Here is a 25,316-nt window from a genome sequence, read left to right on the forward strand (position 1 = left end):
GCTCACGGGTTCAGGCCGCGGCCGCGCGGCGATGCTTCGACAGCCGCTCCTCGGCTTGCGCCAGTTGTTCGGGCAGACCGCGCAGCACCACGATGTCGCTCGCGCGCAGTTTCGTCGACGGGTCCGGTTCGACGCCGCGGATGCCGTGCCGGCGGATCGCGGTCACTTCGACACCGAGTTCGTACAGGCCCACCTCGGCGAGCGTACGGCCCACCGCGTCGGCGCTCTCGTCGACCGGCACCGATTGTAGCCGCACCTGCTCGTGGCCGTCGTCGTCGTCGATATCGTCGGCGCCGTGGAAATAGCCGCGCAACAGCGAATAGCGTTCGTCACGCATCTCCTCGACGCGCCGCACCACGCGCCGCATCGGCACACCCATCACGACGAGCGTATGCGACGCGAGCATCAGGCTGCCCTCGACGATCTCCGGAATCACCTCCGTCGCGCCGGCGGCGAGCAGTTTCTCCAGATCGGCATCGTCGACGGTGCGCACGATGACCGGCAGCGTCGGCTCCATCTCGTGAATGTTGTGCAGCACGCGCAGTGCCGACGGTGTGTTCGCGTAGGTGATTGCGATCGCGGCCGCGCGATGCAGGCCGGCGGCCAGCAGCGACTCGCGCCGCCCCGCGTCGCCGAACACGACCGATTCGCCGGCTGCCGCGGCCGCCGCGACACGGTCGGGATCGAGGTCGAGCGCGACATACGAGAGCCCTTCATGCTCGAGCATGCGTGCGAGGTTCTGCCCGGCGCGGCCATAGCCGCAGATGATTACGTGGCCGCTCTGCTTCAGGCTTTGCGTGGCGATGCGGGTCATCTGCAACGACTGCATCATCCATTCGGTCGACGACAGCCGCAGCACGACACGATCCGCGTTCTGGATCATGAACGGCGCGGCGAGCATCGACAGCAGCATCGCGGCGAGAATCACCTGCAACAGCGTCGCGTCGACGAGATGCCGGTCGAGGATCAGGTTCAGCAGCACGAAGCCGAACTCGCCCGCCTGCGCGAGACCGATGCCAGTGCGCATCGCGACGCCCGGCGTCGCGCCAAACAGCCGTGCAAGGCCGGTAATCATGACCATCTTCAGCAGTACCGGGCCGAGGAAAAAGGCCAGCACGACGAGCGGATGCTCCCAGATCACGCGCGGATTGAGCAGCATGCCGGTGGTCACGAAGAAGAGCCCGAGCAGCACGTCGCGAAACGGCTTGATGTCCTCTTCGACCTGATGCCGATACGGCGTCTCGGCGATCAGCATGCCGGCGATGAACGCGCCGAGTGCGAGCGACAGCCCGAATTTGTCGGTGATGAACGCGGCGCCGAGCGTCACCAGCAGCAGATTGAGGACGAACAGCTCCTGCGAGCGGCGCCGCGCGACCACGTTGAACCAGCGCGTCATGAAGCGCTGCCCGACGATCAGCAGTAGCGCGAGGGCCACGACGATCTTGATCGCCGCGACGCCGAGCGCGCTGACCAGATTCTCGGAGCGGCCGCCGAGCGCCGAAATGATGATCAACAGCGGCACCACCGCGAGATCCTGAAACAGCAGCACGCCGAAGATATTGCGGCCGTGCTCGGTTTCGATTTCGAGCCGCTCCGCGAGCATCTTGCTGACGATTGCCGTCGACGACATCGCCAGCGCGCCGCCCAGTGCGACGCTCGCCTGCCACGTGATATGCACCCAACGCTCGAGCAGGAAGCCGAGCGACACGGCCACCGCGACCGTGCCGATCACCTGCAGCAAGCCGAGTCCGAATACGAGCCGGCGCATCGTGCGCAGCTTGGCGAGCGAAAACTCGAGCCCGATCGAGAACATCAGGAACACGACGCCGAATTCCGCGAGATTCTGCGCCCCCGCCGAATCGGGAATCAGCCCGAACGCATGCGGCCCGACGACGATGCCGACCGTCAGGTAGCCGAGCATCGGCGGCAGATTCAGGAAGCGAAAGATCACCACGCCCGCCACCGATGCCAGCAGCAGAAACAGCGTCATTTCGAGCGGGGAAATCATCGGCAAAAACGCATGGGTGAAGCGTCCTCGTTCGTCAGCGGAACCGCGCACGAGAACGCCGTGCGACATGATTGATTGGGCCGGCAAAAAAGCTGCAAAAAGGCGGCAAAGCAGCTGAAAAAGGGATTGTCGACAGGCCGATGCAGACAGCGGCTCGGCACAGCAGGCCCGGCGCGGCGAACAGGCGCCTTTGCTATACTCCGCGAATGATAGCGAAAATCAATGGCGACAGGGCACTCACGCTTGCTCGCGACGTACTCGACATCGAAGCGGACGCCGTGCGCGCGCTTCGCGACCAGCTCGACGGCAGTTTCGTCGGCGCGGTCGATTTCATCCTGGGTTGCCGTGGACGCGTGGTCGTCTCCGGCATCGGTAAATCCGGCCACGTGGCCCGCAAGCTCGCGGCCACGCTGGCAAGCACCGGCACTCCCGCGTTCTTCGTGCATCCGGCGGAAGCAAGCCACGGCGACCTCGGCATGGTCACCGCCGACGACGTATTTGTCGCGCTGTCCAATTCGGGCGAAACCGAGGAGCTGATGGCGATCCTGCCGCTCATCAAGCGGATCGGCGCGAAGCTGATCGCAATGACGGGCCGCCCGGGTTCCAGCCTCGCGCAACTCGCGGACGTGCATCTGAATTCCGGCGTCGCGAAGGAAGCCTGCCCGATGAATCTCGCGCCCACCGCCAGCACCACCGCCGCGCTCGCGCTCGGCGATGCGCTCGCGGTCGCGGTGCTCGACGCGCGCGGCTTCGGCCGCGACGACTTCGCGCGCTCGCATCCGGGCGGCGCGCTCGGCCGACGCCTGCTCACCTACGTGCGCGACGTCATGCGCACCGGCGACCAGTTGCCGCAGGTCACCCCCGAGGCAACCGTCAGCGATGCCCTCTTCCAACTGACCGCGAAGCGCATGGGCATGACCTCCGTCGTCGACCGCGAGGGCCGTGTAACGGGAATCTTCACCGATGGCGACCTGCGCCGCGTGCTCGAACGCGACGGCGATTTCCGCCAGTTGCCGATCGCCTCGGTGATGACCGCGGGCCCGCGCACGATCGGGCCGGATCATCTCGCGGTCGAAGCCGTGGAACTGATGGAGCGCTATCGTATCAATCAGATGCTGGTCGTCGACGAAACGGGCAAGCTGATCGGCGCGCTCAACATGCACGACCTGTTTTCGAAGAAGGTGATCTGATGGCCGTTGCTCCCCCTACCGCTACCGAACGCGCAAGCCGCGTGAAGCTGATGATTTTCGACGTCGACGGCGTACTGACCGACGGCGGCCTGCTGTTCACGGCGGAAGGCGACACGATGAAAGGCTTCAACTCGATGGACGGCCACGGCATGAAGCTGCTGCGCCAGGCCGGCATCGAAACGGCGCTCATCACCGGGCGCAAGTCCGGCATCGTGGCCGCGCGGGCGAAAGAAATGAACATCGCGCACGTCTACCAGGGCGTGCAGGACAAGCCACAAGCGTTCGCCGACCTGCTGCGGCAAACCGGCCTCACCGCCGAGGACTGCGGCTACATGGGCGACGACTGGGTCGATCTCGCGGTGATGCTGCGCGTCGGCTTCGCGGCCGCGCCGGCCAATTCGCATCCCGAAGTGATCGCGCGCGCCCACTGGGTAAGCGAGTCGCGCGGCGGTTACGGCGCGGCGCGCGAAGTGTGCGACACGCTGCTGCGTGCCCAGCACAAATATGAAGCACTGCTCGCGGCGGCGTGCAGCGGCGAGCAACGGGGCCTCGTGGGATGAACCAGTTTCGCCTGACTTCGCTGATCCCGCTCATCGCGATGGCGGCGCTCGCCGGCATCACATGGTGGCTGCTGCAAGCCACGTTGCCGCGCAAGACCGACGACGAGGTGCGCCCGAAGGAACACACGCCGGACTACTTCGCCGACAACTTTTCGGTGTCCGAGCTCGACCAGTCGGGAGCGACGCAGTACCGGCTGACCGCGCAGTCGCTGGTCCATTACGAGGACGACGAAATGAGCGACCTCGTCAAGCCGGCGATGCGTGCGTTCCAGCCCGGCAAGCCGATCGTCACCGCGACCGGCGACACGGGCACGGTCAACGCGGATGCGTCGATCGTCAATCTGTACCAGAACGCGCGCATCCTGCGCGCGCCCGGCGGCGGCGATCCGCAGATGCAGGCCGATTCCGAGCATTTCAGGGTCCTCGTCAACGACGATGTGATCGAGACTGAAAAGCCAGTTAAACTTCAGCGCGGCATGTCCGTGATGACTGCCAGCGGCATGAAATACAACAATGTCACCCGGTTTATGCAACTGTTCGGCAATGTAAGAGGCGCAATCGCCGCGTCCGATTCCGGCCACTAAGCCAACGCATACCGGGTAATCCATTCCAGGCGTGACTGCATGAACGAATCGCACCCCCGTTTTGATACCGGCCGTTCGCGCGCGTTGTCCGCGTGCCGCGCCGCACTCGCTGCGCTCGTCGTCGCGCTGCCGCTCGTCGGCTTCGCGCCGCTTGCGCACGCGGACCGCGCCGACAAAGACAAGCCGCTGAACATCGAAGCGGACAACATGACTTACGACGACCTGCGTCAGGTCAGCATCTTCACCGGCCACGTGGTGGCCACCAAAGGGACGATCCTGATCAAGGCCGATCGCGTCGAAGTGTCGCAAGACCCGCAGGGCTACCAGTTCGCGACCGGCACCTCGAGCGGCGCCAATCTGTCGTATTTCCGCCAGAAGCGCGAAGGGCTCGACGAATACATCGAGGGTACGGCCGTCCGTATCGACTACGACGGCAAGCAGGATCTGACCACGCTGACCACCAACGCGACGGTGCGCCGCCTGCAGAGCATGACGACGCTGCTCGACCAGGTGCACGGCAGCGTGATCACCTACGACGGCCAGAACGACTTCTATACCGCGAAGGCAGGCAAGGACGTCGCAGGTCCGGGCAACCCGACCGGTCGCGTGCGCGCGATGCTGTCGCCGCGCAACGCCGGCGCCGCGCCGCTGACCGGCGCGTCGGCCACGCTCACACCGTCCAACTCGATCCAGGGAGCGCCGAACCAGTGAGCACCATGAGCAGCACCATCGCGCCCCTCCCCCATCGGAAGCCGGCCGGCACCAGCAGTTCGCTGGTCGTGCGCAATCTGAAGAAGCGCTATGGCTCGCGCACGGTCGTCAAGGACGTGTCGCTCGACGTGAAGAGCGGCGAAGTGGTCGGCCTGCTCGGCCCGAACGGCGCCGGCAAGACCACGTCGTTCTACATGATCGTCGGCCTCGTGCCGCTCGACGCCGGCGAAATCGATCTGGACGGCAAGTCGATCAGCCTGCTGCCCATTCACAAACGCGCATCGCTCGGCCTGTCATATCTGCCGCAGGAAGCGTCGGTGTTCCGTAAGTTGAGCGTCGAGCAGAATATTCGCGCGGTGCTGGAATTGCAGCACGACGAAAACGGCAAGCGCCTCGGCAAAGACGTGATCACGTCACGCGCCGAAGCGCTGCTCGACGAGCTTCAGATCGCGCATCTGCGTGAAAATCCGGCGCTGTCGCTGTCGGGCGGCGAGCGTCGTCGGGTTGAAATTGCGCGCGCGCTGGCAACCAATCCGAGCTTCATTCTGCTCGACGAACCGTTCGCCGGCGTCGACCCGATCGCGGTGCTGGAAATCCAGAAAATCGTCAAGTTCTTGAAGCAGCGCAATATCGGCGTCCTGATTACCGACCACAACGTGCGCGAAACGCTAGGTATCTGCGATCACGCATACATCATCAGCGACGGCAGCGTGCTGGCCGCCGGCGCGCCTAGCGACATCATCGAAAACGAAAGCGTGCGGCGCGTCTATCTGGGCGAGCACTTTCGCATGTAAGCACACACGGCGTCCCCGGCCACGCAAGCGCGCGCGGCCGGCCGCGGCGCCATTTTTTTGCGGCACCTGCACATTCGTTGTCTGGCGGCGCAGGGTGGCGCCGCGCGGCGCGCCAAATTGGGTGTACCCAAAAATTGCGAGTGCCGCAAGGTATCGCGGTCGTGGCAAACTCTCTACAATGAAACTCAACTTGCCATGAAAGCCAGCCTCCAACTCCGCCTATCGCAGCATCTTGCGCTGACGCCGCAACTGCAACAGTCCATCCGGCTGCTTCAGTTGTCGACGCTCGAACTGCAGCAGGAAGTCGCCATGGCGATCTCGCAGAATCCTCTCCTCGAAAACGAAGACGAGTGGATCGCGAGCCCGTTGCGGGTGGCAGCCGACGGTTCCGTGATCGCCCAGACACCGGGCTCCTTGGCGCCGGCCGATCCGATGGCCGGCAACGGTTCGGCATCGTCCGAGGGCAGCGGCGAGCGAGCCGAAAGCGGCGAGCCGCAGGGTGTCGACGAATACAATGGTCTTTCGGGCGACGGCGGCGGCGATACCTCGCAGTGGAACCTGGACGACTACGGCCGCTCCGGCAACGCGTCGGACGACGACGACCTGCCCCCGCTGCAAATCCACGAATCGAGCACGTCGCTGCGCGACCACCTGATGGCGCAACTACGTGTGACCCAGGCGAGCCAGCGCGACCGCGCGCTCATCACGTTCCTGATCGAATCGCTGGACGACGACGGCTATCTCGCCGCCACGCTCGAAGAAGTGCTGGCCGACCTGCCCGAAGAACTCGAAGTCGACGTCGACGAGCTGAACGCCGCGCTTGCGCTGCTGCATAGCTTCGACCCATCTGGTGTCGGCGCGCGCTCCGCGTCCGAGTGTCTGAAGCTGCAGTTGCTGCGGCTCGAGCCATCGCCCACGCGCACGCTTGCGCTAGACATTGTCGGCCACTACCTGGAGTTGCTCGCCGCGCGCGACTTCACGCGGCTGCGCAAGCACCTTAAGGCCAGCGACGACGATCTGCGCGACGCGCATGTGCTGATCCGCTCGCTCGAACCATTTCCGGGCGCGGCCTACGGCAAGGCCGAGGCGGACTACGTGGTGCCCGACATCATGGTGCGCAAAACGGCACAGGGCTGGCAGGTGGAGCTGAATCCCGAGGTAGTGCCAAAGCTGCGGATTAACCATCTGTACGCGAATATTCTGCGCAATAACCGCGGCGATCCGGGGAGCGGTTCGTTGCGCCAGCAACTGCAGGAAGCACGCTGGCTGATCAAAAATATCCAACAGCGTTTCGAGACGATCCTGCGAGTTGCACAGGCAATTGTCGAGCGTCAAAAGAGCTTTTTTGTGCACGGCGAAATTGCCATGCGCCCCTTGGTTTTGCGGGAAATAGCTGATACGCTGGGCCTACACGAGTCGACTGTCTCGCGTGTGACAACCGGTAAATACATGCTGACCCCATTCGGGACGCTGGAATTCAAGTACTTTTTCGGCTCACACGTTTCGACGGACACCGGCGGCGCGGCCTCCTCCACGGCCATTCGCGCGCTGATCAAACAACTGATAGGAGCGGAAAACCCGAAATCGCCACTTTCAGACAGTCGCATAGCCGAACTGCTGGCGGAACAGGGCTTCGTGGTCGCACGGCGCACCGTTGCGAAATACCGTGAGGCGCTCAAAATCCCGGCAGTCAACCTGCGCAAGTCTCTGTAGCCCGCCGCGTTTTGCAGCGGGCATTTCCGGCCGCTCCGCACCTGGCGGACAGGCCGGCCGCTGCGACCTGCCAGATGTCCGTCACCGGGGGGCGACACAGGCAAGCCGTCAGATCGACCGGACCTTTGTCATTGTGCGGACCAAGCGGCCATTAGCTTGGAGAAGCACTATGAATCTCAAGATCAGTGGACACCACCTCGAAGTAACGCCTGCGTTGCGCGAATACGTGATCACCAAACTGGACAGGGTGCTAAGACATTTTGATCAGGTCATCGACGGCAGTGTGGTCCTCTCGGTCGACAACCATAAGGAAAAGGAAAAGCGTCAAAAGGTGGAAATCAACCTCCATCTAAAGGGTAAGGATATCTTCGTCGAGAGTTGTGACAGTGATTTGTACGCTGCGATCGATCTGATGATCGACAAGCTCGACAGGCAGGTGATACGCCACAAGGATCGTCTGCAAGGCCATCAGCACGAAGCGATCAAGTATCAGCCGGCGCCGCAACTGGACGTGCCGCCGCAATAGGAGAAATTAGAGGGAATTCCTCATTTCCCTTGAACTCGTCGAGCCGCCCGCGACCGGGCGGTTTTTCGCTTCAGGGCCCGGTTCCCCGCTCACCACCGGTGCGTCTCGCCGAGGCCGACCCCAACCATTCCCGCAGACGTTTGCGCAGCGCGACATGTGCCGCAGCGCAAGCGCTGAAAAACCTGATACGCATAGATGGCGCGCCGCACCATCGGCCGTCACCCTGTTCTATAATGTTCCGGTTACCATCGGGGTCAAGCCAGCTCTGATGAAGTACGGCCGATCGAAATCTAACGCTTTCGCGATCGACTCTGACCGTCCGTCTTCGCCAGCATCGAACGAATGGAACGTCACTCAACCGCCCCGGTGGGGAGAACTCAGGCCACGTTTTCGCCTGTCAACATGAATCGTTTAGCCAAATTTCTTCCCCTCGAGAACGTCGTCATCGGACTATCGGTCACCAGCAAGAAACGCGTGTTCGAGCAAGCGGGCCTGATCTTCGAGAATCAGAACGGCATCGCCCGCAGTACCGTCACAGACAATCTTTTTGCGCGAGAACGACTCGGCTCGACCGGGCTCGGCGAAGGCGTCGCGATTCCGCATGGGCGGATCAAGGGCCTCAAGCAGCCGCTCGCCGCATTCGTCAGACTCGCCGAACCCATCCCCTTCGAAGCGCCGGACGGCCAGCCGGTCTCGCTGCTGATCTTCCTGCTCGTCCCCGAACAGGCCACTCAGCAGCACCTCGAAATTCTTTCCGAGATTGCGCAATTGCTGTCCGATCGCGACGCCCGCGAGCGGCTGCACACTGAAGAAGAACGCGAGTCGTTGCATCGCCTGCTTACTCAGTGGCAACCTTGATGCAACGGCGGCGGTAGTTCATGCACGCACACACACGCAGGTAAGGCCCGGCAAGCGGCTCACACTGGAGTCACTGACTCATGGATACGTCCAGCATCAACGCCCAGAGCATTTTCGACGACAACGCCGCCATGCTGAAGCTCAGCTGGCTCACGGGGCATGAAGGCTGGGAGCGCGGCTTTTCTTCGGAATCGGTCGCCAATGCCACGTCGAGCGCCGACCTCGTCGGCCACCTGAACCTGATCCACCCCAACCGGATCCAGGTGCTCGGCGACGCTGAAATCGACTACTACAAACGTCAGACCGACGAAGACCGCTCGCGCCACATGGCCGAGTTGATCGCGCTGGAGCCGCCGTTTCTCGTCGTCGCGGGCGGAGTCGCGGCGCCGCCGGAGCTGGTGCTGCGCTGCACGCGCTCGTCGACGCCGCTATTCACGACGCCGACCTCGGCGGCCGCGGTGATCGATAGTCTGCGTCTTTACATGTCGCGCATTCTTGCGCCGCGCGCGACGCTGCACGGCGTGTTTCTCGACATCCTCGGCATGGGCGTGTTGCTGACCGGCGACTCGGGCCTCGGCAAGAGCGAGCTCGGCCTCGAACTGATCAGCCGCGGCCACGGTCTCGTCGCCGACGACGCTGTCGACTTCGTGCGCCTCGGCCCGGACTTCGTCGAAGGACGCTGTCCGCCGCTGCTGCAAAACCTGCTCGAAGTTCGCGGCCTCGGTCTGCTCGACATCAAGACGATCTTCGGCGAAACGGCGGTGCGCCGAAAAATGAAACTGAAGCTGATCGTGCAACTGGTGCGCCGCCCCGACGGCGAATTCCAGCGGCTGCCGCTGGAAAGCCAGACCGTCGACGTGCTCGGCCTACCGATCAGCAAGGTGACGATCCAGGTGGCCGCCGGCCGCAACCTCGCGGTGCTGGTCGAAGCGGCCGTGCGCAACACGATTCTGCAGCTGCGCGGTATCGACACGCTGCGCGATTTCATGGATCGGCAACGTCTCGCCATGCAGGATCCCGATAGCCAGTTTCCCGGCAAGCTGATCTGAAGCCCGCCACAGCGCCATGAAGCGCCCGCAGAAGGCAGGCCGCGGGCACGCGCATGGAGGCCAGATGCTATGATGAAATCTACGCTTTCGACGACTCCATGCGCATAATCCTGATCACCGGTATCTCCGGCTCCGGCAAATCCGTTGCCCTGAACGCGCTCGAAGACGCGGGTTATTACTGCGTCGATAATCTGCCGCCGCGTTTCCTGCAGCAACTCGCCACCTACCTCGCCGAGGACGGCCAGGATCGTCTCGCGGTCGCGATCGACGCGCGCTCCGGTTCGTCGCTCGACGAAATGCCCGCGATGATTCGCGACCTCAAGCGCTCGCACGACGTGCGCGTGCTGTTCCTGAGCGCGAGCACGCAGTCGCTAATTCAACGCTTTTCCGAAACGCGTCGCCGCCATCCGCTGTCCGGCTCGCCTGCACACGACGCGGACGTTGGCCTGCTCACGTCGCTCGCTGAAGCGATCGAACGCGAGCGCGAACTGGTCGCAGGACTTGCCGAATTCGGCCATCAGATCGACACGAGCAATCTGCGCGCGAACGTGCTGCGCGCATGGGTCAAGCGCTTCATCGAACAGGAGGACGCGGGGCTCGTGCTGATGTTCGAGTCGTTCGGCTTCAAGCGTGGCGTACCGCTCGACGCGGATTTCGTATTCGACGTACGCACGCTGCCGAACCCTTACTACGATCATGAATTGAGGCCGCTCACCGGCCTCGACAAACCGGTCATGGATTTTCTCGATGCGCAGCCGGTCGTCCACGAGATGATCGACGACATCGAGAAGTATCTGTCCAAGTGGCTACCGCATTTCCGCGACGACAATCGCAGCTACCTGACCGTCGCAATCGGTTGCACGGGCGGCCAGCACCGCTCGGTATTCATCGCGGAGACGCTTGCCGCGCGTCTCGCAACATCGGCGAATGTGATTGTGCGGCACCGCGATGCGCCGGTCGACGTCGGCGAATCATCGAAGCTGGTGGCTTAACCGGCCGCATCGCGCGGCCTTAACCCGAAGCGTTGCGCCATGTCCTCTACGCCTACTGTGTACGCCGATTTGCCGCTGTTTCCGCTGCATACGGTGCTATTTCCCGATGGCTTGCTGCCGCTCAAAATCTTCGAAGCGCGCTACCTCGACATGGCGCGCGACTGTCTGCGCGAAAAAACACCGTTCGGCGTTTGCATGCTGAAAAGCGGCGCCGAAGTCGCGCGCGAGGAAGAACCTTCGGTACCCGAAACGATCGGCTGTCTCGCCGAAATCGACGAGTGCGACGTCGAAGCATTCGGCATGCTGCTGATTCGCGCACGCGGCACGAAGCGCTTTCGTCTGTTATCGCATCGCGTCGAAGCGAGCGGTCTGCTGGTCGGCATGGCCGAGCCGCTCGTCGATGATCTCCCGCTCGAGGGCAATGAGCTATTGGCCAAATTCGGCGCGTGCGCGGAAGTGCTCGAGCGGATCATCGCAACGATCCGCGAACGCGATCCGGACAGCCTACCGTTCGCCGAGCCGTTCCGGCTCGACGATCCGTCGTGGGTGTCGAACCGTCTCGCCGAGGTGCTGCCAATCGCGTTGCGCGCGCGGCAAAAGCTGATGGAGTTAACCGATGCCGGCGCGCGCATCGACGTCGTGCATCACTACATGCAACAGCATCAGTTGCTGTGAAATCCTGAAGTCGTGAAGGCTGCCGCACCGGACTCAAGTCGCTCGCTCAGCACCTCCGATCCATTCCGCTAGAGCAACGAACCATGCAGACTGGCGAGCAGCTTGCGCACCGGCGCCGGCACGCCGAACGAATCCAGATCGCTGAGCGCAACCCATGCGGTGTCCGCATCGTTGAGCGCGGCCAGGGCGCCGACACCGCGATCAAACTCCGCAAGCCGCGGTTCGATATCGAGCTTGAAATGCGTGAATACGTGCGAGAACGACGCGAGCGCGGACACTTCGCCGTCGCCGCCGAACGCGCGCGCCCGCTCGGCCAGCGATGCTTCGTCGGCAGCTTCGGGCAGACTCCACAGCCCACCCCAGATGCCCGACGGCGGACGCCGTTCGAGCATCACCGCATTGCCGTCGCGCAGCACCAGCATCCACGTACGGCGTGTCGGCACCGCTTTCTTCGGGCGCGCGGTCGGCAATTCACGTTGACGTCCGGTGACGTTGGCAACGCAGTCCGGCGCGAACGGACAGCGCGTGCAATCGGGTTTGCCGCGCACGCACAATGTCGCGCCGAGATCCATCAAGCCCTGCGTGTACCCGCTGACCTCCGCGTTCGACGCATTCGACGGCAGCAGTGATTCCGCGAGCGTCCACATTGCATTCTCGACTTTCTTCTCGCCCGGAAAGCCTTCGACGCCGAATACGCGCGCAAGCACGCGCTTCACGTTGCCGTCGAGAATCGTCGCGCGCGCGCCGAACGCGAACGACGCGATCGCCGCGGCCGTCGAGCGGCCAATGCCGGGCAACTCGGCGAGCTCATCGACCGACGCGGGAAACGTGCCACCATGCTGCTCGACGACGACCTGCGCGCAGCGATGCAGATTGCGCGCGCGCGTGTAGTAGCCGAGGCCGGCCCACAGCGCCATCACGTCATCGGACGGCGCGGCGGCGAGCGCGGCGACATCCGGGAAACGCGCGAGAAATTTCGCGTAGTACGGAATCACCGTCGACACCTGGGTCTGCTGCAGCATGATTTCGGACAGCCAGATGCGATACGGATCGCGCGTGTTCTGCCACGGCAGATCGTGGCGGCCGTGCTGGCGCTGCCACGCGATCAGCCGCGCGGAAAACTCGGGCATCGGCGCAAACGCGGGCGTGGTGTAGGACGCGCTGAAGTGCGCGCCGGTCGTTGGGGTCAGGCGGGAAGGCATCGAGAATCTAGCGCTGGCAAGTGGGACAGAAGTACGTGGAGCGTTGTCCCTGCACGATCTGTTTGATTGGCGTTCCACACACGCGGCATGGCAGGCCCGCGCGATCATAGACGAAGTAGTCGAGCTGAAAATAGCCGCTTTCGCCGTCGCTGCCGACGAAATCGCGCAGCGTGCTGCCGCCCTTGTCGATCGCGGCGGCGAGCGTCACGCGCACGGCATCGGCCAGCAGTTCATAACGCACCAGCGACACGCGGCCCGCCGCGGTGGTCGGCCGGATGCCCGCGCGAAACAGACTCTCCGACGCGTAGATATTGCCCACGCCGACCACGATGTCCCCCGCCAGCAACGCCTGCTTCACCGACACCTTGCGCCCGCGCGTCGACCGATGCATCAGCGCGCCCGAAAAAGCCGGCGAGAAAGGCTCGACGCCAAGGCTCGCGAGCAGCGGATGTTCGAGGATGTCGCCTGCTTCGCGCGGATGCCACAGCACCGCGCCGAAGCGGCGCGGATCACGATAGCGCAGGATAAAGTCGTCGAAGATCCAGTCGACATGATCGTGCTTCGCCGCGGCCGGCGGATGCGGCACATGACGCAGAACGCGCAACGTGCCCGTCATGCCGAGGTGCACGATGAACCACCCTGCGTCGATTTCGAACAGCAAATACTTGCCGCGTCGCTCGACTTTGTGCACCACGTGGCCACGCAAGGTTTTCGCAAGGTCGGCCGGAATTGGCCAGCGTAGCGCGGCCGTCCGCACGTCGACGCGCTCAACCTTGCGCCCGGACACATACGGTTCGATCCCCCGTCGGGTAACCTCGACTTCTGGCAACTCTGGCATGGCTGATTGGTCTGCTACTTGCGTGAGTGGTTGTGCGCGTATTGTAGCGAGCGCGTTACAATCGACTGAAACATTGAACGGATTTCCATGAACGTGTCCTTCGTGAAGCTGCTTTCAAAGCGCCGCGCGCGCGTGTCCAACGTGCCGCTCGCCGTGTTCGCTCGCCGGATGCTCGGTGCAGCCGCGCTCGGATTGTGGGCGCTGGCCGCCGTGCCCGCGCATGCGCAGGACCCGTCGCCGGATTCCGACGACACGTCGGTCACGATGCCGGACCCGCTGGGTCCGGCAACATCTGAAGAAGAAAAGTCGCTGCCCGGCGTACCGCTGTCGAGCCAGATCGTCTTCCAGGTGCTGGCCGCCGAGATCGCGCTGCAGCGCGACCAGCCGGCACCGGCCTATCAGACCTACCTCGCTCTCGCGCGCGACACTCACGACCCGCGCATGGCGCAACGCGCCACCGAAATCGCGCTGGCCGCGCAAAGCCCGTCGGACGCGCTCGCCGCCGCGCAACTGTGGCAACAGTACGCGCCGAGTTCGGAACGCGCCGCCCAGCTCGACGCGTCGCTGCTCGTGCTGTCTGGCAAGCCTGACGATGCGTCGCCGATCCTGTCGCAAGAACTCGCGAAGATACCTGAGGAAAATCGCGGCAGCGCGATCCTCGCGCTGCAACTGCTGTTGTCGCGCGGCCCGAACCGCGTCGGTGGCCTGCACGTGTTGCAGGACCTGCTGAAGAACGACATGAACCGGCCGGAGGCGCAACTGGCCCTCGCACGTCAGCAGCTGCTGGCCGACGACGCGCCGGGCGCGCACAAGTCGCTCGAGCAGGCGCTCACGATCAAGCCCGACTATCTGCCGGCGGCGTTGATGCTGTCGCAAATGGGTCCGGAGGAGCGCAAGGAAGGCATCGCGTCGCTCGAAAAGTACGTGCAGCAGAATCCGAAATCGCATGACGCACGGCTCGCGCTGGCGCAGATGTATCTTGCCAGCGACCGTCTCGACGACGCGCAGAAGCAGTTCGAGCTCATGCGCAAGACAAACCCCAACGACTTGACACCGCTGATGGCGCTCGCGCTGATCAAGATCCAGCAGAAGAATCTCCCCGAAGCGCAGACGTATCTGATGCAGTACGCGCAGCAGGCCGAGAAGACGCCGGGTGCCGATGCGGGCCAGGCCTACATCTACCTCGCGCAGCTAGCGCTCGAACAAAAGAATGAGGCGGGCGCAAGCGACTGGCTGAACAAGATCTCTCCAGCGAGTCAACAATACCTGGCCGCGCAGATTACCCGCGCGCAACTGCTCGCGAAACAGGGCAAGACCGAAGAGGCGCGCCAGTTGCTCTCCAACTTGCAGACCTCCGATCCGCGTGATGTGGCGCTGATCGCGCGCACCGATGCGGCGATCCTGTTCGACGCGAAGCGCTACCCCGAGGCCGAAGCGCGTCTGGAGCAAGCCACGGCGAGCTTTCCCGACGACCCCGACCTCACCTACGACTACGCGATGGCCGCCGAGAAAACCGGCCATTACGACGTCATGGAAGCGCAGTTGCGCAAGCTGATCCAGACGCAGCCGGACAATCCGCAGGCGTATAACGCGCTCGGCTATTCGCTCGCAGATCGCAACCAGCGCCTGTCAGAGGCGGACAAGCTGGTCGAGAAGGCCTCGGCGCTTGCACCGAACGATGCGTTCATCATGGACAGCGTCGGCTGGGTCAAGTACCGGATGGGTAATACGGCCGATGCGATCAAGCTGCTGCGCAAGGCATACAGCCTCCAGCCGAACGCGGAAATCGGCGCGCACCTCGGCGAAGTGCTGTGGAAGGCCGGCGAGCAGGAACAGGCGCGCGCCGCGTTTCGCGAGGCTCGCAAGCTCGAACCCGACAACGAGACGCTCGTCAAAACGTTGCAACGTCTTCAGGTAAACAATCTTTGATGCGTCTTTCCCGTTTGATTTCTTTTTCCAGGGCGCCTCGCGGCATCGCGGTTGGTTTCGCGGCGGCGGCGGTTGTCGCGTTGGCCGGCTGCGCGTCGGTGAAGCCGCGGGGGCCGTCCACGTCGAACGCCGCCACCGAAGTCACCGCGCAGACGAGCCGCTCGTATCAGGGCCGCTTCGCGATCCAATACAACGATCAGAACGGCCAGCAGCGCAACGCTTACGGCAATTTCTCGTGGCAGGAAACGGGCGACACGGTCACGCTGCAGTTGCGCAATCCGCTTGGCCAGACGCTGGCCATCGTGACTTCGTCGCCGGCTTCGGCCACGCTCGAATTGCCGAACCGCCAGCCGCTCACCGCCGATAACGTGTCGACGCTGATGCAGAACGCGCTCGGCTTCACGCTGCCGGTCGAAGGGTTGCGCTACTGGCTGCAACCATCGCCGGCGCCGACTTCGCGCGCGAAGACCGAGAAGGATCCGGAGCAACCGTCGCGCCTGAAGCAGATCACCCAGGACGGCTGGACGATCGACTATGTGGCCTATGCCGATGCGCCAGCCACCGGCGTGAAGCGCCTCAATCTGAGCCGCTCGGAGCCGCCACTTGACATCAAGCTCGTGCTGGATCAGTGAGTCGTTCTTGCTGGCGCCTTTTGTCACAGCATCCGCTCACGTAACCTTGCTACCCGTTTGGGGCGCCACAGTGGCGCAGTAGCCTTCACTCATGATCGAAACAACCAATTCGCTGCGCGACTGTCTCGCGCCAGCGAAACTCAATCTCTTCCTGCACATCACCGGCCGTCGGCCGGATGGTTATCACACGCTGCAGACGGTCTTCCAGTTGCTTGACTGGGGCGACACGCTGCACTTCACGCGACGCGACGACGGTCTCATCACGCGCCGCACCGAAATCGCCGACGTGCCACCCGAGCAAGACCTGACCGTACGCGCCGCGACGTTGCTGAAGGTACATACGGGCTCCCGCGAAGGCGTCGATATCGGAATCGACAAGCGCCTGCCAATGGGCGCGGGTCTCGGCGGCGGCAGTTCCGATGCGGCGACGACGCTGCTCGCGCTCAATCGTCTGTGGAAGCTCGATCTGCCACGTCAAGAGTTGCAGGATCTTGCGTTGAAGCTCGGCGCGGACGTGCCTTTCTTTGTATTTGGAAAAAATGCGTTTGCAGAGGGTGTCGGAGAATCATTAGACGTTGTACAATTGCCGCCGCGTCACTTCCTGGTAGTGACGCCGAGGGTGCAGGTTCCGACTGCAGCGATTTTTTCCGAAAAAGCGTTGACAAGAGATACAAAGCCCCTCAAAATTACGGACTTTCCTGCAAAACGCAGCTGCAACACTGAATGGCCAGAAAGCTTCGGCCGGAATGACATGCAGCAGGTTGTCGTAGGAAAGTACGCGGAAGTAGCGCAAGTGTTGCGGTGGTTTGAAAGCATCGCGCCAGCGCGGATGTCCGGATCGGGCGCCAGCGTTTTTGCAGCGTTCCGTAGCAAAGCTGAAGCAGACGCGGCGCAAGCCAAACTGCCCGGCGAGTGGAACAGTGCAGTAGCAGCGGGCTTGGATCAGCATCCACTCTTTGCTTTCGCGTCATAAGTTTTGCATCGTCGAACGAAACTCCACGTTCGGCGGAGCTCAAAGTTAGTGTAGGGGAGTCGCCAAGCTGGTTAAGGCACCGGATTTTGATTCCGGCATGCAAAGGTTCGAATCCTTTCTCCCCTGCCAAAAATTCTCGCAGTTCGCTGTAGTTCGCATTTCTCCCGCCCCCAGCCTGAAGTAGGTGCACGATGAGCAGCCATGACGGCCTGATGGTTTTTACTGGCAACGCAAATCCCGCGCTTGCACAGGAAGTCGTCAAAAACCTCGGTATTCCCCTCGGCAAAGCAATGGTTAGCCGTTTCTCGGACGGCGAAATCCAAGTCGAGATTCAGGAAAACGTGCGCGGCAAGGATGTCTTCGTCCTGCAATCCACGTGCGCGCCGACTAACGACAATCTGATGGAACTGATGATCATGGTCGATGCGCTCAAGCGCGCATCCGCAGGCCGGATCACCGCAGCCATTCCCTACTTCGGTTATGCCCGTCAGGATCGTCGCCCGCGTTCGGCGCGCGTCGCCATCTCGGCTAAGGTCGTGGCGAACATGCTGGAAATCGCCGGCGTCGAGCGGATCATCACGATGGATCTGCACGCCGACCAGATTCAAGGCTTCTTCGACATCCCGGTCGACAACATCTACGCAACGCCCGTGCTGCTCGGGGATCTGCGCAAGCAGAACTACGACAACCTGATGGTAGTTTCGCCGGACGTCGGCGGTGTGGTCCGCGCCCGTGCATTGGCGAAGCAACTCAATAGCGATCTCGCGATCATCGACAAGCGTCGCCCGAAGGCGAACGTCGCCGAAGTAATGAACATCATCGGTGAAGTCGAAGGCCGCACCTGCGTGATCATGGACGACATGGTCGACACGGCAGGCACGCTGTGCAAGGCCGCGCAAGTTCTGAAGGAACGCGGCGCGAAGCAGGTATTCGCGTACGCCACCCACCCGGTTCTGTCGGGCGGCGCGGGTGAGCGTATCGCCGCTTCCGCACTCGACGAACTCGTTGTCACGGACACGATTCCGCTCGGCGAAGAAGCCCGTTCGTGCGCGAAGATCCGTTCGCTGACGAGCGCCGGTTTGCTCGCCGAAACGTTCTCGCGCATCCGCCGCGGCGATTCGGTGATGTCGCTGTTCGCTGAAAGTTAAGCATTTGCGAAGACGCCGCGTACCGCTTCATGCGACACGCGGCGTTTTTGCACAATCGGCATGAACGAACGAAGGTTCATGCCGCTATCCTGGGCCTCAGCCATTACGGCTTCGAGGCCCTGTTTTTACTGCCTGGTCGCGGGCAGTGCATTGGAGATTCAACATGAAAGTAGTCGCTTTCGAGCGTTCCCTGCAAGGTACGGGTGCGAGCCGCCGCCTGCGTAACTCGGGCAAGACCCCGGGTATCGTTTATGGCGCTGGTGCTGACACGCAACTGGTCGAACTCGATCACAACGCCCTATGGCACGCGCTGAAGAAAGAAGTTTTCCACTCGTCGATCCTCGATCTGGAAGTGGCAGGCAAGTCGCAACAGGTTCTGCTGCGCGACGTGCAATACCACCCGTTCCGTCAGCTCGTGTTGCACGTGGACTTCCAGCGCGTCGACGCGTCGAAGAAGCTGCACACCAAGGTGCCGCTGCACTTCTTGAACCAGGAAACCAACCCGGCAGTGAAGCTGTCGAGCGCGGTGATCTCGCACGTCCTCAACGAAATTGAAATCGAGTGCCTGCCGTCGGCACTGCCGGAATTCATCGAAGTCGACCTCGCGAAGATCGAAGCCGGTCAATCGGTTCACGCGAAAGACATCCCGCTGCCGGCAGGCGTGGCACTTGTCGCCCACGTCGACGCGGAAAACCCGGTGGTCGCTGCTGCAACGATCCCGGCTGGCGCAATCGCTGAAGACGCAGCTGCTGCTGAAGGCGGCGAAACGCCGGCCGCTTAAGAGCCTTCCGGTTCGAAGCAAGCAATCCTCTCGATCCGTTTCCTATGAAACGGTCGATGTGACCCGCCGAGGTTCGCCCTGGCGGGTTTTTTTTCGGCTTTTTTAGTCCGGTACGTTTCACTTCCGGACTTGGTGGACTCACGCAATCATGATCAAGCTGATCGTCGGGCTCGGCAATCCGGGCGCCGAATACACCGCGACGCGTCACAACGCCGGCTGCTGGCTGGTCGATCAACTCGCGCGCGAGGCTGGCACCGCGCTGCGCGACGAGCGGCGATTTCACGGCTTTTACGCGAAAGCGCGGTTGCATGGCGAGGAAGTGCATCTGCTCGAGCCGCAGACCTACATGAACCGCTCTGGTCAATCGGTCGTCGCGCTCGCGCAATTCTTCAAGATTCTTCCCGACGAGATTCTCGTCGCGCACGACGAGCTCGACATGCCACCCGGCAGCGTCAAGCTGAAGCTCGGCGGCGGCAGCGGCGGGCATAATGGGCTGAAGGACATCAGCGCGCATCTGTCGTCGCAGCAATACTGGCGGCTGCGGATCGGCATCGGCCATCCGCGCGATCTGATTCCCGAGAGCGCGCGCGCCGGCGCGAAGCCGGACGTCGCGAACTATGTGCTGAAGCCGCCGCGGCGAGAAGAGCAGGAGGTCATCGACGCGTCGATCGAACGCGCGCTCGCGGTGATGCCGCAGATCATCAAGGGCGAGCTCGAACGCGCAATGATGCAACTGCATCGCAATAACCGCTGACGTGCGCCGCATCCATCGACACCCGCAATCGACCCCGCAAGGAGAATCGCTTGAGCCGCTACTGGAGCGACATTGTTCACCGTCTGACGCCGTACGTGCCGGGAGAGCAGCCCGCGCTCGCGCATCCGGTGAAGCTGAATACCAACGAGAATCCGTATCCACCGTCGCCGCGCATACTAGACGCGATCCGCCGCGAGCTCGGCGACACGGCCGAGGCACTGCGCCGCTATCCCGATCCTGGCGCACACAAGCTGCGCGAAACGGTCGCCGCGTATCACGGCATCCGCGCCGAGCAGGTGTTTGCGGGCAACGGCTCGGACGAGGTACTCGCGCTAACGTTCCAGGCCTTGCTCAAGCACGACAAGCCGCTGCTGTTTCCCGACATCACTTACAGCTTCTATCCGACCTACGCGAAGCTGTTCGAGGTCGACTACCGGACCATCCCCCTCGACGACAGCTTCGCGATCAACGTCGACGACTACACGGTGCCCAACAGCGGCATCCTGTTTCCGAATCCGAACGCGCCGACCGGCCGGCCGCTGCCGCTCGCGGAAATCGAGCGCCTCGTTGCGAGTCATCCTGATTCGGTCGTGGTGATTGACGAAGCGTATGTCGACTTCGGCGCCGAGTCGGCGATTGCGCTGATCGAGCGCTATCCGAATCTGCTCGTCGTGCAGACCGTGTCGAAGTCGCGTTCGCTCGCCGGCATGCGCGTCGGCTTTGCGTTCGGCGATCCTGCGTTGATCGATGCGCTCAATCGCGTGAAGGACAGCTTCAATTCGTACCCGCTCGACCGCCTCGCGCAAGTCGCGGCCACCGCCGCCTACGAAGACGACGCGTGGTTTCGCGAATGCTGCGCGAAGGTGATCGCGAGCCGCGAACGGCTTGCGGCGGAATTGACCGCGCTCGGTTTCGAGGTGGTGCCATCGGCCGCGAATCTGCTGTTCGCGCGGCATGAGGGGTACGACGCGGCGACGCTCGCGTCGCGGCTGCGGCAAAAGGAAATTTTCGTGCGGCATTTCAACGCGCCGCGCATCGACCAGCATTTGCGGATCTCGGTCGGCACCGACACCGAATGCGACATACTGCTCGACGCTTTGCGCGGCATTTTCAGCGCTTACGTCGGATAACGGAAACGCCGCCCCCAAAAGAAAACGGCGAAGGCCCGCAGGCCTTCGCCGTTTTCTTTTGCGCGTCACCCGCGAACGTCAGGTGCGCTTGGCGGCCTGCAAGGCGTGATATTTCGCCATCAAACCTTCGCGCGTTTCCAAGTGGTTCGGGTCACGCGGAATGCACTCGACCGGACACACCTGAATGCATTGCGGCTCGTCGAAATGACCGACGCACTCGGTGCACTTCTTCGGGTCGATCACATAGATTTCCGGGCCCATCGAAATCGCGTCGTTCGGGCACTCGGGCTCGCAGACGTCGCAATTGATGCACTCGTCGGTAATCATCAGGGCCATTCTGCCACCCACTTTCCTAGACAAAACAATACATTATAGCTTTTTCGCCCTCGCACGGCCGCGCAATCCCGCGCCAGGATCGTGGACGGCTGCGCTTCTCGGCCAGGTAGCCTTCGTCGCAAACTGGTTGGCGTATGCGCTGTTCAACGCCAACTGGATGCTGAACATGCCATTCGACACGCGGGAATTGCCGGGCTGTTTCGGCAACAAGGCCAGCAGTGCCTTCATCACATACAGAATGATTAGCGCCCCGGCGAGGTCACCCACAAACATCGTGAAGAAGCTTTCGAACCAGTTCTTCGTCGTACCGACCAGTGCGAACCACAGGTGGTGAAACAGCGCATTTGCTCCCGAATAGGCGACAGCCAGAACAAGCAGCCGCTTCGGCGTCAGGTTCGTCAGCGATGCGCGCAGATCGAAATACTCGAGCGCAAACCGGTAGACCAGATACGGTGCCAGTGACCCAAGCAAAGCGCCTGCTATTGCACGCACCGGGTCATGCGGAAACCAGTACAGAAAGTCTGTAATCAGTCCGGCAAGCAGCAGGCCGATTGCACCATCGAACCCAACCAGCAATGTGCTGAGAAGCCGAACACCAGACGGCAGGAAAATCCAGTTGACGCCTCGCACGAAAGACGTGTGCGTAAACACCTCCTGATTGACCCACAGCGACGCCAGGAACGCGATCAGGGTCCCAGCGATCGACCAAAAATGCAAACGTAAGCTAGACATTGCGGTGAGCCATCCTCGGTTGCTTTTGCCGAATGCATCATAGCGTGCCCGTATGGCGTTCCGCGAGCACAAGCAGCAGGCTTTCGTTCACAGATATCGTGACGCTCACGGAAAAAATTTCGCGAGGCCCTCAAGTTCTGCGCGACGCGGCCGAAAAACCATGTATAGCTTTATGCCCGGCTCGACTAGCATGCAGAGCAGCGTCCATATTGATATGCTTTTTATAGCGATGAACCTGAGAGAACAGGCTGGAACGGAACGCGCTATCCAGACGAACCGGTCGCTATCGGCACGCCGACCAGTAGGCCGTCCGCCTGCTGCAGGGCTCGCGTGCTATCCCGTCTTTCAAGATGCGTTGCTCGGCTGTGAAACAAGGTTGGGGGCGCTTCCGGACTTCGTCAGGCGCGCTGCTTTGGAAAGACTGGGTGGCTCCAATTATTCGTGTGTGCCCACTTCAGTACTTGATGAAGTCCGCGCCTCTTACCTGGAACTTCGCAGCACATGCGTCGCAGAAGAAGTACGTCGATACCTGTCTGATACCGAGGACAGTCTGCTGGCGTCACACGAATCGTCGGACGCCCTTGAAACCCTGGCGGCGGGAATGCCGCGGATGCTGGTTCCGCCTGTCGCTCGCCCTCCGTGTCTACTGAGTTCTGGCAACGGAATGTTTCTCGGGGGCTGGGCGCGGTTTGTTGCGTACTGGTGTCGGAAAGACCCAACGATTCCGTTACTCGCGGTAGATTGGCCGATCCTCTATGGGCACGTAGCGGCCTACAGCCTTCGCCACTTGATCGACGATCATAGTGTTGCATCGAGCGGTTGAATCCGCGTGCGGAAAGCAGCCAATCGTCCTCCAGCGATGGCTCGAGCTGATCACCCGCACGAACCTTGCCAACGCGGGACTTTATCGTTATAGTTTTTGTAACGGTCAAACCTGAGAGAAATGGTTCGCGTGGAATGCGCTGTCCGGACCGACCGGTTTTCTGGCTCGCGCCGACCGGTCGGTTACGGCAAAAGCCCATGCTCAACCTGCTTTTTCCATGAGTAGTCGCTTCACGGCGAGGTTGGTCAGCAAAGCATTCAACCCCATACCGCTCCCTCGCGAAGCGATACACCGCATACGGCGCCACCATAGCGATGATTCCGGCGGCGATTGACAGCACAGGGTCGTACGGGAAGAAATAGAAGAGGTCGACGAGCAAGCTCGCTAATAGCAAGCCAATTGCGCCATCGCCCCCCTGAAGCAAGGTGCTCAATAGTCTGACTCCTGACGGCAGGTAGATTCAGTTCACGCCCCGGACGAGCTCGATGTGCGTGAAGACTTCCTGACTGATCCAGAGCGACAGCGCGAACGCGATGGCCGTGCCCTCGACCGGGAGCAAATGCAAACGTAAGCTGGACATGGAGATAAAATAGGCAAGCCCGGTTGTCGCTGGGCAGCATCAAGGTTCGCTTTTCGCGCTCGGGTGAGCGGCGTTTTCGTTGGAGCGATGGTCATGGCCCGCCCTGCTGATATCTATCTTCGATTTCTTCAATTGACCGAAGCACTGCGAGGTCTTCCCTCACTTCCCGCGCTCGATCCGCTCGAAGAAAAGATCCTGGAGTTCGTCGCTCGCATGAGGCAAAAAAACGAACGCCTGTCGGTTCGAGACATGATGGCCCAAAGTGCGCTGGGGTCGCCGGCTACCTTGCATGCCCGTATCACGTCAATGCGCGAAAAGGGCTGGCTCCTGCTCAACGACACCGAAGACGCTCGCCGCAAACAGGTCGAGCTGACGCCCGCGGCACTCCGGCACTTCGACAAACTTGCCGAGGCGTTCACCAAAGCCGCAAAGGGAAGCTGACATTGTTCTGCTTCGGTTAAGCCGGCACTATCCGGTTAGGAAAAACTCGTCATTCCTATTGCAATGCCCGTCTGGTTGCTCCGCCCCGGCAATTCCACGTATGCGGCACCTGTCACCCTGTTGAAATCCGTCGTACCGTACTGGTGCGCTTCGTCAGTTCATACTCGGCGAATTGGACAAAGATATATTGATTGCCCACGCCCGTATCGATCAACCCCGTTTCGTTTTGCGAATGCCGCCAGCCGGCATAGAGCTTCACCCGGCACAACTCGTGCATGGCATTGACGTTGAAAATCTTTTGGTGGTTATTCGCGTCGTCGCGAAGCTGCTGGACGCCGGCCGCAACATTGAACGGACCATCAGAATTGGAAGCGAGGAAGTTCGCGAGGCTTCCGGCCGGGAAGTGACCCGGTATCTGCCCCGAGAAGCCATTGGCGCCGCTTATCTCGTTGCTGCGGAACGAGTGCATCGCGCCGGATGTACAGCCGATCGAACTGGCCAGCGTACCGGATCGAGTTTTCGGCCGCGAGCCCCGCTTCGAGTGCCCACTGCAGTCGTGACGTTTTCCGGATAGGGTTCCGTAGGAAGCTGACAAGCCGGCGTGACTATTGATGATCGCCCCGTTTGCGATGAAGAGACGATTCTTGTTCTTCGCATCATCATTGACATCACAGCTTGCGCGAACCATCGAATACACCGATGCCCGTGCGTAACGACAGGATCGACGTTCGCCGCCAATACGGCTCGCCAACATTACTTGGAACAGCCGACTGATGCACCTGGCGCCGATCACCGAGGCCTGGCCGGTCTTGATCCGTCAAAACCGGCATTCGCGCGACTCAGGCTCACGTCCCCTGAGCGCCGTCCTGCGAATCCAGCGAAGCGACCTTCTCCTTCAGCCATTTTTCGACGGACGGGAACACGAACTTGCTGACGTCGCCGCCCAATTGCGCGATCTCGCGCACGATCGTGCCCGAGATGAACTGATACTGATCGGACGGCGTCATGAACATCGTCTCGACATCGGGCAGCAGATAACGGTTCATGCCCGCCATCTGGAACTCGTACTCGAAGTCCGACACCGCGCGCAGCCCCCTGACGATCACCCGCGCGTTGTTGGTCCGCACGAAGTCCTTCAGCAGCCCCTTGAAGCTCATCACCTGGACGTTCGGATAGTGGCCGAGTACCTCGTGCGCAATCGCGAGGCGTTCTTGGAGAGTGAAAAACGGCTTCTTGGCACGGCTGTCGGCCACACCCACCACCAGCGTGTCGAAAATGCTCGACGCGCGCCGAACGAGGTCTTCGTGACCGCGCGTCAGCGGGTCGAACGTGCCCGGGTACACGGCGACTACCATGA

The 25,316-nt window shown here is 62.2% G+C and carries 25 protein-coding genes, 1 tRNA gene and 1 pseudogene; 20 read left to right on the forward strand and 7 right to left on the reverse strand.

Features of this window, described 5'->3' with window-relative positions:
- Positions 1-10 precede the first annotated feature (10 nt).
- A complete protein-coding gene (locus tag OKW44_RS25265) occupies positions 11-2,008 on the reverse strand; it encodes a monovalent cation:proton antiporter family protein (protein ID WP_026225593.1) in 1,998 nt (665 codons plus the stop codon).
- A gap of 206 nt (positions 2,009-2,214) precedes the next feature.
- On the opposite strand from OKW44_RS25265, the gene kdsD reads away from it, so the two are divergent.
- The 11 genes from kdsD (at position 2,215) to OKW44_RS25320 (ending at position 11,660) form a co-directional block, all read left to right on the forward strand.
- Positions 2,215-3,198: an arabinose 5-phosphate isomerase KdsD gene (gene kdsD, locus OKW44_RS25270; protein ID WP_018419359.1), complete on the forward strand. Its 984-nt coding sequence runs from the start codon at positions 2,215-2,217 to the stop codon at positions 3,196-3,198.
- Positions 3,198-3,758, forward strand: coding sequence for a KdsC family phosphatase (locus OKW44_RS25275; RefSeq protein ID WP_026225592.1), 561 nt, complete (start codon positions 3,198-3,200; stop codon positions 3,756-3,758). Before kdsD ends, OKW44_RS25275 begins: the two co-directional genes overlap by 1 nt.
- Entirely contained in the window at positions 3,755-4,342 is a 588-nt protein-coding gene (gene lptC, locus OKW44_RS25280) for an LPS export ABC transporter periplasmic protein LptC (RefSeq protein WP_018419357.1), read from the forward strand. The genes OKW44_RS25275 and lptC overlap by 4 nt, the downstream gene beginning before the upstream one ends.
- A gap of 39 nt (positions 4,343-4,381) precedes the next feature.
- A complete protein-coding gene (gene lptA, locus OKW44_RS25285) occupies positions 4,382-5,053 on the forward strand; it encodes a lipopolysaccharide transport periplasmic protein LptA (protein ID WP_018419356.1) in 672 nt (223 codons plus the stop codon).
- A gap of 17 nt (positions 5,054-5,070) precedes the next feature.
- Positions 5,071-5,847, forward strand: a complete 777-nt coding sequence (gene lptB, locus OKW44_RS25290; protein WP_085952330.1) for an LPS export ABC transporter ATP-binding protein — start codon at positions 5,071-5,073, stop codon at positions 5,845-5,847.
- A 195-nt stretch (positions 5,848-6,042) separates the two neighbouring features.
- The gene (locus tag OKW44_RS25295) at positions 6,043-7,560 is read left to right on the forward strand and encodes an RNA polymerase factor sigma-54 (protein ID WP_018419354.1); all 1,518 of its coding nucleotides are present in this window, start codon (positions 6,043-6,045) and stop codon (positions 7,558-7,560) included.
- 169 nt (positions 7,561-7,729) lie between these two features.
- Entirely contained in the window at positions 7,730-8,086 is a 357-nt protein-coding gene (gene hpf / locus OKW44_RS25300; RefSeq protein ID WP_008921708.1) for a ribosome hibernation-promoting factor, HPF/YfiA family, read from the forward strand.
- Between the two features lie 342 nt (positions 8,087-8,428).
- The gene (locus OKW44_RS25305) at positions 8,429-8,944 is read left to right on the forward strand and encodes a PTS sugar transporter subunit IIA (protein ID WP_084754016.1); all 516 of its coding nucleotides are present in this window, start codon (positions 8,429-8,431) and stop codon (positions 8,942-8,944) included.
- A gap of 80 nt (positions 8,945-9,024) precedes the next feature.
- Positions 9,025-9,993 carry an HPr(Ser) kinase/phosphatase gene (hprK, locus tag OKW44_RS25310; protein WP_008921706.1) on the forward strand — a complete coding sequence of 323 codons (969 nt, stop codon included), beginning with the start codon at positions 9,025-9,027 and terminating at the stop codon, positions 9,991-9,993.
- Between the two features lie 98 nt (positions 9,994-10,091).
- Entirely contained in the window at positions 10,092-10,985 is an 894-nt protein-coding gene (gene rapZ, locus OKW44_RS25315; RefSeq protein WP_026225590.1) for an RNase adapter RapZ, read from the forward strand.
- Positions 10,986-11,024: 39 nt separating this feature from the next.
- Entirely contained in the window at positions 11,025-11,660 is a 636-nt protein-coding gene (locus tag OKW44_RS25320) for an LON peptidase substrate-binding domain-containing protein (RefSeq protein WP_026225589.1), read from the forward strand.
- Positions 11,661-11,728: 68 nt separating this feature from the next.
- On the opposite strand, the gene mutY is transcribed toward OKW44_RS25320, so the two are convergent.
- Complete coding sequence (gene mutY / locus OKW44_RS25325; protein ID WP_018419350.1) at positions 11,729-12,862, reverse strand: A/G-specific adenine glycosylase; 1,134 nt, start codon at positions 12,860-12,862, stop codon at positions 11,729-11,731.
- Positions 12,863-12,869: 7 nt separating this feature from the next.
- Positions 12,870-13,700 (reverse strand): bifunctional DNA-formamidopyrimidine glycosylase/DNA-(apurinic or apyrimidinic site) lyase, encoded by an 831-nt coding sequence (gene mutM / locus OKW44_RS25330; RefSeq protein ID WP_026225588.1) that lies wholly within the window; start codon positions 13,698-13,700, stop codon positions 12,870-12,872.
- 87 nt (positions 13,701-13,787) lie between these two features.
- Between mutM and OKW44_RS25335 the strand changes: the two genes are divergently transcribed.
- The 8 genes from OKW44_RS25335 (at position 13,788) to hisC (ending at position 21,047) form a co-directional block, all read left to right on the forward strand.
- A complete protein-coding gene (locus OKW44_RS25335; protein ID WP_018419348.1) occupies positions 13,788-15,629 on the forward strand; it encodes a tetratricopeptide repeat protein in 1,842 nt (613 codons plus the stop codon).
- Complete coding sequence (gene lolB / locus OKW44_RS25340; RefSeq protein WP_018419347.1) at positions 15,629-16,261, forward strand: lipoprotein insertase outer membrane protein LolB; 633 nt, start codon at positions 15,629-15,631, stop codon at positions 16,259-16,261. The genes OKW44_RS25335 and lolB overlap by 1 nt, the downstream gene beginning before the upstream one ends.
- A 91-nt stretch (positions 16,262-16,352) precedes the next feature.
- Positions 16,353-17,234, forward strand: a complete 882-nt coding sequence (gene ispE, locus OKW44_RS25345; RefSeq protein WP_018419346.1) for a 4-(cytidine 5'-diphospho)-2-C-methyl-D-erythritol kinase — start codon at positions 16,353-16,355, stop codon at positions 17,232-17,234.
- A 52-nt stretch (positions 17,235-17,286) separates the two neighbouring features.
- Positions 17,287-17,363, forward strand: a tRNA-Gln gene (locus OKW44_RS25350).
- 62 nt (positions 17,364-17,425) lie between these two features.
- On the forward strand, positions 17,426-18,382 hold the full coding sequence (locus OKW44_RS25355; RefSeq protein WP_018419345.1) for a ribose-phosphate pyrophosphokinase: 957 nt from the start codon (positions 17,426-17,428) through the stop codon (positions 18,380-18,382).
- Positions 18,383-18,545: 163 nt separating this feature from the next.
- The gene (locus OKW44_RS25360; RefSeq protein ID WP_018419343.1) at positions 18,546-19,163 is read left to right on the forward strand and encodes a 50S ribosomal protein L25/general stress protein Ctc; all 618 of its coding nucleotides are present in this window, start codon (positions 18,546-18,548) and stop codon (positions 19,161-19,163) included.
- Between the two features lie 148 nt (positions 19,164-19,311).
- Positions 19,312-19,917 (forward strand): aminoacyl-tRNA hydrolase, encoded by a 606-nt coding sequence (pth, locus tag OKW44_RS25365; protein WP_018419342.1) that lies wholly within the window; start codon positions 19,312-19,314, stop codon positions 19,915-19,917.
- A 50-nt stretch (positions 19,918-19,967) separates the two neighbouring features.
- Positions 19,968-21,047 (forward strand): histidinol-phosphate transaminase, encoded by a 1,080-nt coding sequence (hisC, locus tag OKW44_RS25370; protein WP_018419341.1) that lies wholly within the window; start codon positions 19,968-19,970, stop codon positions 21,045-21,047.
- A gap of 78 nt (positions 21,048-21,125) precedes the next feature.
- Here the strand turns inward: hisC and OKW44_RS25375 are convergent, their stop codons facing one another.
- A complete protein-coding gene (locus tag OKW44_RS25375; protein ID WP_018419340.1) occupies positions 21,126-21,383 on the reverse strand; it encodes a YfhL family 4Fe-4S dicluster ferredoxin in 258 nt (85 codons plus the stop codon).
- Positions 21,384-21,416: 33 nt separating this feature from the next.
- Entirely contained in the window at positions 21,417-22,187 is a 771-nt protein-coding gene (locus OKW44_RS25380; protein WP_239499027.1) for a hypothetical protein, read from the reverse strand.
- Positions 22,188-23,611: 1,424 nt separating this feature from the next.
- Here OKW44_RS25380 and OKW44_RS25385 point away from each other — a divergent pair.
- Positions 23,612-23,959 carry a transcriptional regulator gene (locus OKW44_RS25385; RefSeq protein WP_026225587.1) on the forward strand — a complete coding sequence of 116 codons (348 nt, stop codon included), beginning with the start codon at positions 23,612-23,614 and terminating at the stop codon, positions 23,957-23,959.
- A 35-nt stretch (positions 23,960-23,994) separates the two neighbouring features.
- On the opposite strand, the pseudogene OKW44_RS25390 reads toward OKW44_RS25385, so the two are convergent.
- Together OKW44_RS25390 and coaD are read right to left on the reverse strand one after the other, a co-directional pair.
- Positions 23,995-24,137, reverse strand: a pseudogene (locus OKW44_RS25390) (porin); the annotation flags it as partial.
- A gap of 667 nt (positions 24,138-24,804) precedes the next feature.
- Positions 24,805-25,314, reverse strand: a complete 510-nt coding sequence (coaD, locus tag OKW44_RS25395; protein ID WP_018419336.1) for a pantetheine-phosphate adenylyltransferase — start codon at positions 25,312-25,314, stop codon at positions 24,805-24,807.
- Between the last annotated feature and the right edge of the window lie 2 nt (positions 25,315-25,316).

Source organism: Paraburkholderia lebeckiae, from assembly GCF_050436325.1.
Lineage (GTDB): Bacteria > Pseudomonadota > Gammaproteobacteria > Burkholderiales > Burkholderiaceae > Paraburkholderia > Paraburkholderia tuberum.